The 14,364-nt window shown below is 62.8% G+C and carries 16 protein-coding genes; 15 read left to right on the top strand and 1 reads right to left on the bottom strand.

Annotated features, from left to right (window positions below; genetic code table 11):
* Window positions 1-12 precede the first annotated feature (12 nt).
* From LDO54_RS12850 to LDO54_RS12780, 15 genes are all read left to right on the top strand, one after another.
* On the top strand, window positions 13-393 hold the full coding sequence (locus tag LDO54_RS12850; protein ID WP_224010815.1) for a conjugal transfer protein TrbC: 381 nt from the start codon (window positions 13-15) through the stop codon (window positions 391-393).
* Entirely contained in the window at window positions 380-712 is a 333-nt protein-coding gene (locus tag LDO54_RS12845) for a VirB3 family type IV secretion system protein (protein WP_124262113.1), read from the top strand. Before LDO54_RS12850 ends, LDO54_RS12845 begins: the two co-directional genes overlap by 14 nt.
* Window positions 706-918, top strand: coding sequence for a hypothetical protein (locus LDO54_RS12840; protein ID WP_224010813.1), 213 nt, complete (start codon window positions 706-708; stop codon window positions 916-918). The genes LDO54_RS12845 and LDO54_RS12840 overlap by 7 nt, the downstream gene beginning before the upstream one ends.
* A complete protein-coding gene (locus LDO54_RS12835) occupies window positions 912-3,386 on the top strand; it encodes a VirB4 family type IV secretion system protein (protein WP_224010811.1) in 2,475 nt (824 codons plus the stop codon). Before LDO54_RS12840 ends, LDO54_RS12835 begins: the two co-directional genes overlap by 7 nt.
* A 10-nt stretch (window positions 3,387-3,396) precedes the next feature.
* The gene (locus LDO54_RS12830) at window positions 3,397-4,143 is read left to right on the top strand and encodes a DUF4141 domain-containing protein (protein ID WP_356789811.1); all 747 of its coding nucleotides are present in this window, start codon (window positions 3,397-3,399) and stop codon (window positions 4,141-4,143) included.
* 35 nt (window positions 4,144-4,178) lie between these two features.
* Window positions 4,179-5,201 carry a type IV secretion system protein gene (locus tag LDO54_RS12825; RefSeq protein ID WP_224010809.1) on the top strand — a complete coding sequence of 341 codons (1,023 nt, stop codon included), beginning with the start codon at window positions 4,179-4,181 and terminating at the stop codon, window positions 5,199-5,201.
* A 23-nt stretch (window positions 5,202-5,224) separates the two neighbouring features.
* The gene (locus tag LDO54_RS12820) at window positions 5,225-6,643 is read left to right on the top strand and encodes a TraI domain-containing protein (RefSeq protein WP_224010807.1); all 1,419 of its coding nucleotides are present in this window, start codon (window positions 5,225-5,227) and stop codon (window positions 6,641-6,643) included.
* Window positions 6,640-8,517 (top strand): conjugative transfer system coupling protein TraD, encoded by a 1,878-nt coding sequence (gene traD, locus LDO54_RS12815; RefSeq protein ID WP_224010798.1) that lies wholly within the window; start codon window positions 6,640-6,642, stop codon window positions 8,515-8,517. The genes LDO54_RS12820 and traD overlap by 4 nt, the downstream gene beginning before the upstream one ends.
* Before the next feature lie 13 nt (window positions 8,518-8,530).
* The gene (locus LDO54_RS12810; protein WP_224010796.1) at window positions 8,531-9,052 is read left to right on the top strand and encodes a hypothetical protein; all 522 of its coding nucleotides are present in this window, start codon (window positions 8,531-8,533) and stop codon (window positions 9,050-9,052) included.
* Window positions 9,009-9,269 (top strand): hypothetical protein, encoded by a 261-nt coding sequence (locus LDO54_RS12805; protein ID WP_224010794.1) that lies wholly within the window; start codon window positions 9,009-9,011, stop codon window positions 9,267-9,269. The genes LDO54_RS12810 and LDO54_RS12805 overlap by 44 nt, the downstream gene beginning before the upstream one ends.
* Window positions 9,262-9,867: a DUF4400 domain-containing protein gene (locus LDO54_RS12800; protein ID WP_224010792.1), complete on the top strand. Its 606-nt coding sequence runs from the start codon at window positions 9,262-9,264 to the stop codon at window positions 9,865-9,867. Before LDO54_RS12805 ends, LDO54_RS12800 begins: the two co-directional genes overlap by 8 nt.
* Before the next feature lie 231 nt (window positions 9,868-10,098).
* On the top strand, window positions 10,099-10,998 hold the full coding sequence (locus LDO54_RS12795) for an ATPase (RefSeq protein WP_224010790.1): 900 nt from the start codon (window positions 10,099-10,101) through the stop codon (window positions 10,996-10,998).
* A gap of 11 nt (window positions 10,999-11,009) precedes the next feature.
* Entirely contained in the window at window positions 11,010-12,728 is a 1,719-nt protein-coding gene (locus tag LDO54_RS12790; protein WP_224010788.1) for an ATP-dependent helicase, read from the top strand.
* A 258-nt stretch (window positions 12,729-12,986) separates the two neighbouring features.
* Window positions 12,987-13,358 (top strand): hypothetical protein, encoded by a 372-nt coding sequence (locus tag LDO54_RS12785; protein ID WP_224010786.1) that lies wholly within the window; start codon window positions 12,987-12,989, stop codon window positions 13,356-13,358.
* A gap of 43 nt (window positions 13,359-13,401) precedes the next feature.
* Window positions 13,402-13,758: a type IV pilus biogenesis protein PilI gene (locus tag LDO54_RS12780; protein ID WP_224010784.1), complete on the top strand. Its 357-nt coding sequence runs from the start codon at window positions 13,402-13,404 to the stop codon at window positions 13,756-13,758.
* A 71-nt stretch (window positions 13,759-13,829) separates the two neighbouring features.
* Here the strand turns inward: LDO54_RS12780 and LDO54_RS12775 are convergent, their stop codons facing one another.
* Complete coding sequence (locus tag LDO54_RS12775) at window positions 13,830-14,333, bottom strand: hypothetical protein (RefSeq protein WP_224010782.1); 504 nt, start codon at window positions 14,331-14,333, stop codon at window positions 13,830-13,832.
* Window positions 14,334-14,364: the final 31 nt, after the last annotated feature.

Raw genomic sequence — 14,364 nt, 5'->3', positions numbered from 1 at the left:
GTGGACCAATCCATGATGAAGCAACTGCTGTCTCACCTCAAATTTGCCGCTCGCCAGGCCCGGGCGGCGGGCACGTGGCTGTTCAGCCGGCGCGAAATGCGCACGACCCTCATCGCGGCCGCCCTCAGCGCGATTGCGCCCGTCGCGTCGGCCACCGACCTGTCAGATCTGGGGTCCGCGACCGACGTGATCTGTCTTATCTCGGGCTGGATCAGCGGCCCGTGGCTCTTTGGTATTGGTCTCGTGCTCCTGATCTTCGGCTTCATCGCCATCGCGTCCTCGGAAGGCACGATCGCCAAGATCCTCTCGGGCTGTGTGCTGGGCATCGGTCTCGCGGCCTGCGCGCTGCCGATCCTGAAAAACCACTTCAAGATCAGCTATGTCTGCACGTAAGCGCATCAAGGTCAGCCGCGCCCTCTCGTTGCCCCGGCAGATTGGCGGCGCTGATCGCGTTCTCGCGCTCGGCAACGGTCTGATCACGGTGCTGCTCTGTTATTCGTGCGGCTTCGACCTCGTCATGATCCCGGCCTTCGTTGGTCTTGGCGTTGGCGTGCACATCTTCCTGCGCTGGATGAGCGCGCGCGATCCATGGTGGCGCGTCGTGCTGATCATCTACAACCGCTACCCGGACGTGCACGAGGCATCGCCGATGCACAAGACCTCGGCGCGCTTTCGCCGTCCCTACGGATTCGATCAGGATCTCCCATGCTGAAATCTGGAAAGAACACAGCGCCCGGACGCGGGGCTGTGCCGTGGTCCTCGGTGGTGGCGCCTGGGTTTGTGATGATCGAAGAGGGTTCGTATCTGGCGTCGGTCACGTTCAACGGTGCCTCAGACGATCCGCACTGCATCCGTGCTCTTGAGGACATCGGCAAGGGACTCTGCGCCGCCTTCGTGAAGCAGGAGCCCGCATGCTGAAAGCCACCAGACGCGGGGCGCTCAAGCGCAGCCCAGTTCACGAGATCGCGCCGTGGGCGACGATGGTGACACCTCACCTTGTGCTGGACAAGGACGGATCGCTGCTGACGTCGTTCACGTTTGAAGGTATCGATGCTGATACGCCGAACGTGGGCGATATCGCCGCTGCGCGAAACAATCTCGACCACGCCTGCAAGAACTTCGACCACCGGGTGACCGCGTGGTGGCGACGCTCGAAGCGGCGTGTCAGGAGCACGATCGAGGGCGGTTTTGCGTCGCCGATGGACGCGCGCATCGACGAGATCAACCAGAAAGCGGCAACGAGCGGCCAGTACTTCCGCAACACCCATTCGGTGTCGCTTGCCTTCACGCCCGAGAGCGGCATCAACAAGTTCTTCGAGAAGGTCGGCTATCACCTCAAGGTCGGCGGCAAGTCGCTCCCGCTGGCGATCTTCGAGTCGATCCGGGACCAGTTGCTCACCCGCAACGCGTTCGCGTTCGACATCGACCAGTTAACCGCCGACATCAAGCGGTTCGAGGGCGTACTGGACGCATGGCGCGGCGGGGTGGGGCGGCTCAGGATGAAGCGCCTCGAATTGCAGAATGCGCTCGCGTACCTGCATCAGACTGCTAACCCGTCGGTGCCGCCGCGGCGCGTTCGTTATCCGGTGACGATGCTCGACACGCATCTCACCGAATCGCACGTGACCTACGGTGCTGAACACCTGCTCTTCGAGTCGGCGCACGGCAAGCGCTTCGCCAAGATCATCGCGGTCAAGGAGTGGCTCGGCTTTCAGGAAGCGGCGCTTGACGTGCTGGGCGACGTCGACGCAGAACTTGATATCTGCGTGATGTTCCGCTTTCTGAACACGAGCCGCGCCGAGGCGTTCATCAAGGCGATGCGCAAGTTCTACAAGGTCGCGGCGATCAATCCGTGGGCGATGATCAAGCAGTACATCACCAAGGAGCAGGAAAAGAACGACAAGGGGCGTGAGACCCTCGCCACCGAGGCGGAGGATGCACTCTCCCGGCTCACCGCCGATGGCCAGCAGTTTGGCTTCGCGAACATCTCCATCATCGTCTACGGCGCGACCGTCGACGAATGCGATCAGGCAACGGCTGACGTGGTCGGGCGGATCAGCAACGCCGGCTTTGGTGTGGTGCTTGAGGAGCGCAATCTTGGCGCTGCGTGGGCATCGACACTGCCTGGCCGCTGGGACCAGCAAAAGCGGTTGCAGTTCGTCGAAACAGCGGCCGTGTCGGACGTGGCGCCGCTGCGGGGTGTGCATGAGGGTCCCGAAGTCAACGAATGGCTGACCCAGCAGTTCGGCCGCAAGACCGGCCCGGTTACGCTGCTGCCGACACGGCACCGCACGCTTCAGCGCGTCGTTCTGCACCATCCGAGCGGCCGCGCGCACCTGCTGGTGGTCGGGCCGAACGGCGCGGGCAAGACCATCATCCTGAACTATCTGCTGTCGCAGATGGCGAGGCACGACGCGCGCCGCATCCGCTTCGACAAGGAGCGCTCGACCCGCATACCTACCGTGCTATCCGGTGGCCACTTCATCGACGTGACCGGCCGCTATCAGGCGGCCACGAGCGTGAACCCGCTCTCGTTGCTGTTCGACCGCCGGCACTACGAATACGTGTCGACGTGGGTGCAGATGGCGATCGAGGACGAAGAGTTCCGTTGCACGCCGCAGCAGGAGCGCGAGATATTCGAGAAGGTGATGACACTGGGCGAAGGGTACGAACCGAAATTCTGGACGCTCTCGTACCTGACGTCGCTGCTGTCGGCCGACCTGCGCGAGCGCCTGCGTATCTGGACCCAGGGCGAAAAGAACGGCCAGTACTTCGACCACGAGGACGATGCTTTCTCGCTCTCGGAGAACCTGTCGATCGAATGCGGCGACCTGTTCCAGAACAATCCCGAGGCCGCGATCCTGTTCATGGACTACGCGTTCTATCGCATCTCGCAGTGGCTCGATGGCAAGCGTTTCACCGTGATCGAAGTCGAAGAGTGCGGCTTCTTCTTTATGTATCCGCGTTTCTACGCGCGGCTCGAACTGTGGGCGGTGACCATCCGCCGCCTGAACGCGATGCTCGCCCTTGCGACGCAGTCGCTCAAGCAGCTTGAGCGGGTGCCGAACTTTGAAATTCTCAAGGAGCAGTTGCAGAACATCGTCTATCTGGCCAACCCGGACGCGCGCAGCAACAAGAAGCTGTACTCGGACATTTTTGGGCTCTCGGACGGGCAGATCGACCAGATCGCAGACGCGGTGCCCAACCGCGATTACCTGTGGGTCACGCCCAGCACCTCGCGCATGCTGCAGACGAGCTTCGACAAGGAGACGCTCGCCGCAATGCGCGCTGACGGGCGCGCGCAGAACATTCTCGACAAGCATTTCACGTCGGGCGCCGAGCACTGGCGTGAAAACTACATGCAGGAAATGCTCACTCTCGAATGAAGGGGAATCCGTGAAAAAGACCATTTTCCAGGCCGCCGTAGCCGCGGCAATGCTTCTTGGCGTGTCCTCGGCCGCGCGGGCCCAGTGGGTCGTGTTCGACCCCACGAATTTTGCGCAGAACTTCATCACGGCGGCCAAGGCCGTGAAGGGCGAGATCTACCAGGACACGAACATCGCCTATCAATACCAGATGATGGCGAACCAACTGCTTCAGGCGACGAACCTCAATCCGACGGCGATGAAGGCGCAGTACGACCAGATTTCCGGGGACCTCACGAGCATCAACAAATACGTGACGAACCTGACCGATCTGTACGGCAATCTCCAGCAGGGCAGCCAGTACATCTCGCACGTGCAGAACCTGATTTCGTCGTCGGGCAAGTCGCCGTCCCAGTGGCTTTCGGACATGAACGAGCTGTACAAGCAGGGCGACGCTACGGCGACCAAGCTGTTCCAGATGGGCAACGACGTGTCGTCGCACACGCAGACGCTCGCGCAGCGGCGCGCCGAACTCCAGTCGCAGCTGTCGCTCAGTCCGACCCAGGAAGCGACAGCCCAATTGACCACGCATTACCTCGACATCGTGTCCAGCCAGATGTCCGACCTGCTCAACTTGACCGCGGCGAAGACGCAGGGCGAAGCCCAGAGTCAGGCTATCGACAACGCTGAGGCGAAGGACCGCGCCTCGGCAGCTGAGGCCTACACGACGCAGCAGGATGCCGAACGTGTCCGTCTCAACGCGCTTCCGACCAACTGAGGAATCCAATGCGGCTGAAAGGATATCTCGTCGCTATGCTCGCGTTGGTCGCCATGTTGGGGGGCAGTGTGAGCGCCCGCGCCGACGACACCCAGGCGGGCGGCCAGCAAATCGTGCCCGTTGATAACGGTACTACGATCAGCGTGCCATCAAAGGGTGACCATACGGTTGGCGCCACGATTAAAGCCGGTGAAGTCGCGCAGGGGGTGAACGCCGCAGCAACCGAATTCACGACGTTGTTCAACGCCGTGATCCCGGCCGCCGTTGAAGCCAGCCAGAGCCTGAAGAGCGAATCTGACAAGTTTGCTGGCGGGCTTGGTCTGATCACTCTCATCCTCGCTTTCGCCCGGTACGCAGCAACCCGCGATCCGGTCACCGCTTGGGTGACGCTGTTCGAAGAACTGGCAACTCTGGGCATCTTCGCGTCCATTTATATCGGTTACCAGAAGTTTTCGCCTGGCTTCTATAACTGGTTCCAGACACTGGCTAACCTGATTCAAAACGGTGCGGGGCAAGGGGTTGCCGCGTCCATCGGGGCGGCTGGTGGCGCGGCGTTTGAGGCGATTGTGAAGGCATACGGGGCAACATCCTGGTACGAATATATTGCACTCACCATCTCGCTCGCGCCGCTCGGATTCGCCTACATCATCCTCATGATCACGAGCGTCGTGTTCGCCTTCATGAATAACCTCGGACAGATTCAGGCAGCTGCCGGGATAGTGATGGGGCAGATCGCTGTAGCGCTCGGATTTTCGTCATTCACGCGCGGTTACTTCAAGTCCTGGCTCGACTGGATGGTGAGCGCGGGCATGTACTGTGTGATTAGCGCGATCCTCTCGCGTCTGGTTACCGGCTCGTTGAGCACGGCGATTACCACGGCAACCGCGAAAGGCTTGTCGACCGCACAGGGCGCAACTTACGTGCTGGATCTCTCGTTGTTCATCTTCCTGCTCTCGTTTGAAATTCCGAAGATGGCGGGCATGTTCGGTGGCGGCGCAAATGCCTCCGGTTCACTGTTCAAGAAGGCTGCGAGCGTGGCGACCGGCGGTGTCCTGTGACGGCGGCGGGACAGCACGTCGCAATGAATGCTTCGGCGCTTCTCGCCCAGCATGATCGCCGTGTGGCGCTGATCCGGCAGGCGGCGAACGAGGCCCGCGAGGACGATTACCGGACACGCTGGTCGGACGTTCTCACGCGCTGTGCCGACTGGTTTTCGAGCATGCCTTATTCGCCGACGCTTTACCGCGAGCCTGGCGGTGCGTTTCGCTGCACGGTGGAAACGGCGTTTTACGCGATGCGTCTGGCCGGCGGCCAGAAGTTCGGCACCAACCTGCCGTCCGAGCAACGGCGCCGCATTGAGCCGCAGTACAACCACGCCGTATTCCTTGCTGGCGTCTGCTCGGGGCTGGACGAGCCTTACCGTCACTTCACGGTGTCGCGCGCGAGCGATCGAGCCGAATGGAACCCTGCGGCGCACGGCGCACTCGGCCCGTGGCTCGCCGGCAGCGCATATTCGCTGCTGCGCCGCGCGCAGCCCCTGCCGGTCGAGCGTATGCGTACCGCGCTGTTTGCTCAGAACCTGATCGGGCATGCGTTGCTGACGGGATACGAGGCATCGGTGCTCGCCGACCTGTTCGGGGCGATCAACCCGGTCGACAGACCGCAGCCCAACGAGTCGCTGGTGCACAAGGTGTTGCGTCAGGCCGTGGCGGTCGCTGCGGACTTCGACCGCAAGGCGCAGCAGGGCATCTACGAGCCCGTCCAGTATCCCGTGCCGCCCGCGATCCACGTCGCGGCCGCCGTGCAGCCGGTCGTGACGTCGCCGCCCATGGCCGCGGCCACGCCTCCTGCTTCGGCGACGGCAGTACCTGCGTCGGCCGCCGTGTCCGGCGCAGCCACGCCACCCGCTGGAACGCCCCCGACGGGCGCCCTGGCGGGGTCCGAATCGGCTACGCCGGCGGCACCGATGCAAGCGAATACCGCCACGCAAGCGCCTTCGGCCGGCCAGCCTGCGGCAGTTCCCGCAACTGGGCCGGCCGACGCGAGCAAGGCGGATACTCATCCCACGCCTTCCGCCGCAGCGACGCCGGCGACGCCAGCCAGGGCAACAAGGCCAGACCCGCAGATGGGCCTGCCTTTTCCCGGCGACGTGCCCGCGCCGGTAGCCGTCGATCCTTCGGCAATGCGCGCACCCGTCTCCACGACCCGTGCTGAGGCGCCCGTGCCGCCGGCGACGTTCGATCAGGTGCTCGAGGGAATGCCGAACATGATTCGGGATTTCTTCAGGGCTTTGCGCGAGGATGTGGCGGCCGGACGCGCGAAGGTCGAGTGGACCGAGAAGGGGCTCTCGATTCCGAAACGTCTTGTCGGCAGCTTTGGCGTGGCGAGCGACACCCTCGTTGAACATCTGCGACGTCGCGGCCTGCTGGTCTCGAACGTGCAGGCCGAGGTCGTGCTGGCCGTGCGCGCCGGCGAACTTATTCTGGAGCGCGAAGCATGAACGCCGCGACGAGCTATATCAATCACTTCCGTCCGATTTACGAATTTCGCGCGTGGGTCTTCTGGCTACTCGCGCTCTTCGTTCTTCCATTCTCAGGCATGCCGTACTGGTGGGCGTTCGAGCTGCTCGTGCTGGTCGCCGTGCTCGTGCGCGGCCGCCAGATCTGGAAGGCGCTGCGCTTCCGGCTGGCCATCTCGACCAAGTGGCTGACGACGCTCGACGTGCCACGCCTGCTGACCATCCAGAAACGCATGCGCAGCGAGGTCGATTCGATGTACCTGGGCCTGGGCTTCGAGTGGACGCAGAAGCACTGCCAGATCGCGCACGACATCCTGCGCATGCCCACGACGGACATTCCGGGGCTGCCGAAATGGCTGGGCAAGACAAAGACCGGCAGACAGATCGAGGAGACGATCGAGAAGGTCTTCGCGCCCGCCGACAGCGTGCGCGATCGCTTGCCGCAGGGCGCGTCGTGGATCCACGGCATGGAGCCGAAGAAGGGCTACGTGCCTCTGCATTACAAGGCACTCGGCGGTCACACGCTCGTGGGCGGCACGACGGGCGCGGGTAAAACCCGTACTTACGAGGTCATTTCCACCCAGGTGATTCATCTCGGCGACGTGCTGATCATCGTCAACCCGAAGCGCGACGAAGACTGGAAGCGACGCGTGGAGACGGAGTGCAAGCGCGCCGGACGCAAATTCCTCTACTTCAATCAGGCGAAACCGTCCGAATCCATTCGCCTGAATCCACTGGAAAGCTGGTCGCAGCCGTCCGAAATACCGAGCCGGATTTCGCAGCTGATGGAAGAAGGGCAGTTCCGGCAGTTCGCGTTTCTCTTCATCGACCGCTCGGTGAAGGGCGAGCTCTACGTGGGCGACAAGCCCAACCTGCGCTCCATCCTTAAATACGCACAGTCGGGCGTGGCCCACCTGCTCGAACGCGCGCTGGAGCGGTTTTTCCGCGATGCGAACCTCGATAACTGGGAAGAGCAGGTGGCGACGACGCGCACGCAGATCGGCAAAGCTGCGCCGAACCAGCGTGTCGATGCGATGGTGATGCTCTACAACGAGCGTTACGGGAAACACGATCTGGGTCACGAGGCCGTCGATGGCCTGATCGCGACCCACTCGCACGACCGCGAGCACTACATGAAGATCATCGCGTCTGCGCTGCCGCTCCTGCAGATGCTGGCGACTGGCGAGACCGGTTTGCTGCTGGCGCCGAAGGTCGACGACTTCTCTGACGAGCGCGAAATCTGGGACATCGACAAGATCATCCGCCAGAAGGCCGTGCTCTACATGGAGCTCGATTCGCTGTCGAACAACATCGTCCAGCAGGCCATTGCGTCCCTCGCGCTGGCTGACGTGGCGGCCGTGTGCGGTGCGATCTACAACTTCTACGACACGCGCCCGGAGATCGTACTGATCATTGACGAGATCGCGGAGGCGATCAACGAGCAGGTGATCCAGATTCTCAACAAGGGGCGTGGGGCCGGATTCAAGGCATTTGTCGCGTTCCAGACGCGCGCGGACCTGGAGGCACGACTCGGGAATGCCGCGAAGATGCTGCAGGTTTTGGGCAATTTGAATAACCAGATAGTCCTAAGATTGGAAGACAGCGACACGGCCCAATGGTTCTCCGACAAGGTCGGGGAGACCGCGATCCGCAATGTGCAGATCTCCGGTTCCACGAGCCGTGGCAGTGAAGGCCACATCGGCGAATTCAATGGTGGCGTCACACGCTCGCTTCAACTGGAGAAGGTCCCGCTCATACCGACGGTCCTGATCCAGAAGTTGCCCAACCTGCAGTATTTCTTGCGCATCTCCGGCGGCTCCGTGCATCAGGGACGTATTCCAATTCTCCAAGGCTAAAACAATTCAACGCATGAACTCCACCGTGTTCAAGAAAATCATCCGCGAGAACCGCCTGTCCTCGCGCCTCGTGCCCGTTTTCACGATCGCACCCGAGCTTGAGCTCGCGTGCTCGCGCCTGGCCGATTTCATTGGCGACCAGTTCATCGGCGAGCGTGAGCCGCTCGTGCGCGAAATGCTTGAGGACGGTCTGGCCGCCTACAAGCGCGTGCGCAAAACCGGCGAGCCCCACGTCGCCTTCATGCACGGCCTTTTCCAGCGCGCGCATCTGCTGTATGCGCGTCGCTACGTGGCGCGCGAAGGCGAACGCGAGCATGTCTGGTCGCCGATGTTCGAAGCGGTGACGGAATTCGAGGCGCGTTTCGCCGGCGGCGTCACCGAGATGGTGAACGAGGCCTGTCCGGAGCGGATCACGCAGAAGACAGCGGCCTTCCAGCTGGCCGCACGCGCGCTTAACGGCGAAACCTTCCGTCTCTATTTCGAGGACTACGATGTCGCTCACGACTACGCTGATCGCGAAGCTGTCGGGGCTTGAGGAGGCGGACGCGGCGCGCGTGCTGTCGTCCGTGCGCGCGCAGGACGATCTTCAGGCGCCGCCGCCCGCAGAGTTCCGTCGCGGCCGCGCCGCTCGCGCGTGGGCGCTTGCCGTCGTGATGTCACGTAACCCTGCTCGCTTCTGGATCGGCATGAGTGGACTCATCGCCTTTCCGGTCTATCTTCTGTTCCAGATCGGAGCGTGGCTCCATGGCTAGCAGCAGTCGGTTCGTGCGCCACGTGAAGTGGTGGTTCTTTGTGTTGCCATTGATCGCCGCGGTGGTGTTGCCTGCGATCCCAAACCGGCAGCTCTTCGAAGTCACCGACGTCGAATCGCAGTCTGTCGCGAACACCCTCGGGGACGATCGCGCGGCGGCAGCCGTCGATACGACCAATGCGTTGTTCCGGCGCCTGTTCGTTGATTCCGGTGCAGTGCAGGCAACGCTCGACGCGGGCGGCGAAGACGATTTCGATGCTGACGGCATGCACGCTTTCGCGCAGAACTGGGCGAAGCAGTTCTGGATGCTTGTGTATCGCGCGGTCTACCGGTCGGTAGTGATGAAAACCTGGCTGCTCGGGATCAGCCTCCTGGGCCTTGCGGCAACTGTCGACGGCACAATGCGGCGCAAGGTCAGGGCGGCCGCAGCGGGCTTCGCAAGCCCGCTGAAGTTCCACCTTGCGATTCACGCCCTGCTAATGACCACGGGCAGCGCATTCGTGGTGTTGCTGCTCCCAGTCCCACTCGTCGCCAACTGCTGGACGGCACTGGCGGTCGCGCTGCCGCTGCTCCTGTGGATAGCAAACTCATCGACCTGAGCCCCGTCTTTGGCAGTCGTTGAACCGGAAAGCTCACAGTTTCCTGTGGGCTTTCTGCATTTTGGCCGACAGGCGCCTGCTGCCGTCGCGCTTGTGGCGCCGGCGCTCCCTGCGCTCAGATCTGAAAAGCCGCGTCATTTGCACGTGTTTCGCCTCTCCGGGCATCGCGTCGATCGCAACAATATGGTGATGCCGCGCGCTGGTGCGCGTGCAACTTCCCAGGATCGACACATGAGCACCATCAACGAAGAACTGACGAAATCCGATAGCGTCGCGGCCGACGCAATTGCACTGGCGAGCGCCCCGGGACCGCGCCTGGGCGCGGGCGACTCCGCAGGTACTACCGACGCAGGCGAGCCGGCGGACCCGCGCCAGGTCACCGACGGTGCGGACGATCACGAACTCGAAGACGAACTCCAGCGCATGGAGAGCGATGCCGCGACGCTCCAGCGCGAGGGCATGATCAGCGAGAGTGAAGCGGCCGAGAAGCGCGAGCAGGTGGCGCGCACGCGCAAGCTCTTTCGCGACCTGCCGCCTGCGGAGCGCGCCGCGATCATTCGCCGCCGCCGCGAGATCGGCCGTCAGCTGCTGGACCGTCAGCTTTCGGGCGCGGCAATCGTCCCGGCCGCCGTGCGCCTGAACCACACGCGCCTGAAGCCGCTCTTCGAGCAATGGTGGCCGTACATTAACCGCATGAGCATCAACATGCAGCGCTTCGGCCGCTCGACGTTCGGCGAGCAGGACATGGGCGCGGTCAACAGTTTCTTCGACAAGCAGCTCGACTCACTCGAAGCGTACGTGAATGAACAGCTCGAGGTGGCGCAGGGCTTTCGCGAGCGCACCGAGCGCGAGATGATGACGCGCGGAGATATCGTGTTCCAGCCGACCGTCACGAAGCCGTCGCTCGCGATCGAGGTCGAAGCCTATTCGCGCTTCTCGATGCGCATGCTGTCGGTGATCACGCGCTTCGACCGCGTGATGGACCATTTCGATTTCCTCGTCTGGAATGGCGTGCGCGACCAGAGCGACGTCGACGAAGAAGTGTCGCGCTTCCTGCGCAAATTCCATCCGGTGGGCGTTCGCGGCTACATGACCCATCTGCGCCTGATGACGGCGGTTCGCGGCCTGTAAGGGACACAGTCATGCTCGATGGCCTGAATCCGCAGCAGCTCGAAGTCGCACAGGCGCGGCGTCATTGTCTTGCGGTCGCCTGTCCGGGCGCGGGCAAGACGAAAACGATCGCATCCAAGGCGGCTGCGCTGCTCGCCGAGCCCGGCGCGCGCGTGGGCGCGGTGACCTTCAGCAAGGACGCCGCGAAAGAGCTGCGCGAGCGCATTCTCAAGCTCGCCGGCGCGGGCGCGAAACAGCGCCTGCTGGCCGGCACCTTCCATTCGCTGGGGTTCAGGCAGATTACGGGCCCGGGCAAACGACGCGACATCGCGTCGGATGGCGATCGTACCGGCCTGCTGATCCGTGCGCTGGCGGAAACCGGCCTGAACTGGAAGGTCGAGGAGGCTGTGCCGGTCATCGAGCAGATCAAGACCGGCGTCACGCACCCGATCGAGGGATCTCCGGAAGCCGTGCTTTATGCAGCTTACGAGGACGCGCTCGCGCGCAACGACAAGATCGACTTTCAGGACATGCTGCGGCTGTCGATCTCGGGTATGGAATCCGGTGACATCGAACCATACGCGTTCACCCATCTGCTCGTTGACGAATTCCAGGATACGGACCCGCTGCAGTACCGCTGGGTGGAACTGCACGCCGCAGCAGGCGCGTGCGTCACCGTGGTCGGCGACGACGATCAGAGCATTTACGGCTTTCGTGCTGCGATGGGTTATCGCGGCATGGAGGGCTTCGCCCGCAAATTCGAGGCGCAGCGCGTCGTGCTCGGGAGCAATTATCGCTGCCGCTCCGAGATCCTCGCGGCAGCCGACCGGCTCATCCAGCATAACGCGGACCGGATTGCAAAGGTCCTCCACGCCGAAAAGGGGGCAGGAGGCACGATCGTCGCACGCCGTTTCCACGACGAGTACGACGACGCGGCCGCCGCGGTCGAAGCGCTGGCCCCGCGCCTGCGCAGCGGCCAGACCTGCGCCATCCTCGCGCGTACCAACCGCGTGCTGGACGCCATCGAGTCCGTGTGCCGCTCGCACGGTGTGAAGTACTACCGCGCGTCGGGCCGCTCGGTGCTGGATCAGCCCGAAGGCGCGCTGATGTGCAATCTGCTGCAGATCGTGCAGCGCGTAAAGCTCAACGGGCTCGACGCGGTGCTCGGCTATGCCGGGATGAGCACGCGCGATCTGACCGCGCTGCACAACGCGATGGGCGCGACGCTCGCGCAGAAACAGAAGAAGGATCTCGTCGCGGTCGGTCTGAACGAAGACACCGCCACGGCCTATCGCAACTTCATGAAGCGCCTGGCGGAATGGCAGTCGCTGTGCGAGCGCGCGTTCTATTCGCTGGCGCTCGAGGGCGTGCGCGAGTGGATGATGACCTATGTGCGCAAGGAATCCGCCGAGCGCGCTGTGCAGGCAACCTACGACGTGATCTCGCGCCTGAATGGCAACTTCAGCGAGCGCATCGAGTTTCTTAAGCGGGCGAACAACGAGCCGGCGCCGGACGCGCTGGTGCTCACGACGATGCACAGTTCGAAGGGCCTGGAGTGGGACCACGTGTGGATCACCCGCTCGGAAGAGAACATCGTGCCCGACCCGAAGAGCCCCGAGTCCGACGAGCGACGCCTCTTCTATGTCGCGATGACGCGCGCGCGAGAGACGCTTACGATCACGTCGATCCGCAAGAATCCGGCGACGCGTTTCATCCAGGAATCACAGGTCCCCGAAGTCAGCGAGCCGTGATTGCAACCTCACATCCAGCACTGAGATTCCCATGAGCCTCTGGCGACACGACCAACAAACTGGCACGCTCACCTCGCATAGCGGCCCAGCACCGTGGATCGGTACTGCCTTGCTCCTCACTTACGCTGCCTGGTGTTGCTCGACGGTGGCCGCCGTGATTGTTGGTGCGGCCAGTATCGTCTGCGTTCTGAAGATCGCGCAGCTGCACGTGCGGGAGGAACGCGCCCGCGCCCATCACTGCGAAAACGGAGATTGTCGATGACCGCAGAGACGACGGGCCAGATGCCCGAATGGTTTGCGACCTGGTTCGAAACGAAGTTTGGCAAGCCTGTGCCGGATGAATTCGCGGAGTACCTCGCGAGGCACCCGGATGGACTGTGGTCGAATGCCGGGACGCTGTGGAAGGCGGATGCCATTATCGACGCAACGGAGGAGCGGGATCTGCACGAGAAGGGCGTCTGCTTCATCGGCGAGACGGCGTTTGAAGCCGTATTCCTGTTGCGGGCGCGCGATGGGCGGGTGTTTGCGTCGGACAGGTTCGATGCTTCGAACGTCGACGCGTGGTTTAGCGACATCGACTCATGCATCGCCCTGCTGGATTTTGAAGAAGCGCCGCGCTCCCTGGGGTGACTACGGTCACCTCCAGTTCCATACACCCGCCAGAGGAAATACGATGAGGCGCAGAATATCCACCGACGCTGCCGCCCGGGCAGTGACGCTCGCGTTACCGGACACGGATTTTGCCGTGACGGCGCGTTCGATGCATGGTTCGAACGTCGTCGTTCCGGCGGACTCCTACGAGCACGCCGCCGTGCGCGCGCGCGAGCTTCGAACGCTCGACAATCATATGGTCTGCATTCTTGCCAGGGGCAAACGTGTTGCGCGATGGGATCGCATCAACGCCAGTGGCGGGCGCGTTTACGGCGAACACACGCCGGTTCCCAGAGATGACAACCGCTGGCGTCGGGTGGCGGTCGATCGTGGCGAAATGATCGGCAGCATTCGGGAGATATGGACTCGCTTCGTTTGAGCGCTGGAACAGAAAAAAGGCCGCTTTCTCCGGGAGAGCGGCCTTTTCCGTATCGCAGCCAGTTTCAGTTTTTACTCGGCGACGAGCTTCAACACGAGCTTGTAGTGCGGATCGCCTAGCGGCACGTCGACAGTTTTGCCCGAATCCAGATGCACGGCGATGTCTCGCACATCGAGGCCGGACGTTTTGACGACTTCGCTGACACAGTCGGCCGGGCCCGTCTTCGCGATGCCGGTCGAGACCGTATCGGTTGCCGACACCACGAGGTCGAAGGACCCGCCCTCGGACTTCTTCGTCTCCACCTCGACCCGGCGTCCTACAAACTTCTGGCGCGCGTTCAACTTGATGCCGTTGGCCAGCTTCGTGCATTCGCCGTAGCCGATGCTCTGACCACTCGCCAGGAGGAACGGCGACTCGTTACCGAGGCTGTCGCGAATGATCGACGTCGACGTGGCCAACGGCGTACCGTCGTGCGAGAGCGCGACGGAAAGGGTGTAGTCCGGTGCGCTCGTCGCGGCGTGTACGGCACCACAAACGGTGAGGGCTGCGACCAGGGTTGCGAGGTGTTTCTTCATGCGTGTGACTCCGTGGTTGGGAACTGAATTA

The sequence above is a fragment of the Paraburkholderia tropica genome, assembly GCF_914484835.1.
Classification (GTDB): Bacteria; Pseudomonadota; Gammaproteobacteria; order Burkholderiales; family Burkholderiaceae; genus Paraburkholderia; species Paraburkholderia tropica_A.
This window is presented reverse-complemented; position numbering and strand designations above follow the sequence as displayed.

Bases quoted from the DNA above. Each gene is read 5' to 3' on its own strand.
- LDO54_RS12845 (WP_124262113.1), top strand. From the start codon at position 380: ATGTCTGCACGTAAGCGCATCAAGGTCAGCCGCGCCCTCTCGTTGCCC.
- LDO54_RS12825 (WP_224010809.1), top strand. From the start codon at position 4,179: ATGCTCGCGTTGGTCGCCATGTTGGGGGGCAGTGTGAGCGCCCGCGCC.
- LDO54_RS12820 (WP_224010807.1), top strand. From the start codon at position 5,225: ATGAATGCTTCGGCGCTTCTCGCCCAGCATGATCGCCGTGTGGCGCTG.
- LDO54_RS12805 (WP_224010794.1), top strand. From the start codon at position 9,009: ATGTCGCTCACGACTACGCTGATCGCGAAGCTGTCGGGGCTTGAGGAG.
- LDO54_RS12795 (WP_224010790.1), top strand. From the start codon at position 10,099: ATGAGCACCATCAACGAAGAACTGACGAAATCCGATAGCGTCGCGGCC.
- LDO54_RS12775 (WP_224010782.1), bottom strand. From the start codon at position 14,333: ATGAAGAAACACCTCGCAACCCTGGTCGCAGCCCTCACCGTTTGTGGT.
- traD (WP_224010798.1), top strand. From the start codon at position 6,640: ATGAACGCCGCGACGAGCTATATCAATCACTTCCGTCCGATTTACGAA.
- LDO54_RS12835 (WP_224010811.1), top strand. From the start codon at position 912: ATGCTGAAAGCCACCAGACGCGGGGCGCTCAAGCGCAGCCCAGTTCAC.
- LDO54_RS12850 (WP_224010815.1), top strand. From the start codon at position 13: ATGATGAAGCAACTGCTGTCTCACCTCAAATTTGCCGCTCGCCAGGCC.
- LDO54_RS12840 (WP_224010813.1), top strand. From the start codon at position 706: ATGCTGAAATCTGGAAAGAACACAGCGCCCGGACGCGGGGCTGTGCCG.
- LDO54_RS12785 (WP_224010786.1), top strand. From the start codon at position 12,987: ATGACCGCAGAGACGACGGGCCAGATGCCCGAATGGTTTGCGACCTGG.
- LDO54_RS12780 (WP_224010784.1), top strand. From the start codon at position 13,402: ATGAGGCGCAGAATATCCACCGACGCTGCCGCCCGGGCAGTGACGCTC.
- LDO54_RS12810 (WP_224010796.1), top strand. From the start codon at position 8,531: ATGAACTCCACCGTGTTCAAGAAAATCATCCGCGAGAACCGCCTGTCC.
- LDO54_RS12790 (WP_224010788.1), top strand. From the start codon at position 11,010: ATGCTCGATGGCCTGAATCCGCAGCAGCTCGAAGTCGCACAGGCGCGG.
- LDO54_RS12800 (WP_224010792.1), top strand. From the start codon at position 9,262: ATGGCTAGCAGCAGTCGGTTCGTGCGCCACGTGAAGTGGTGGTTCTTT.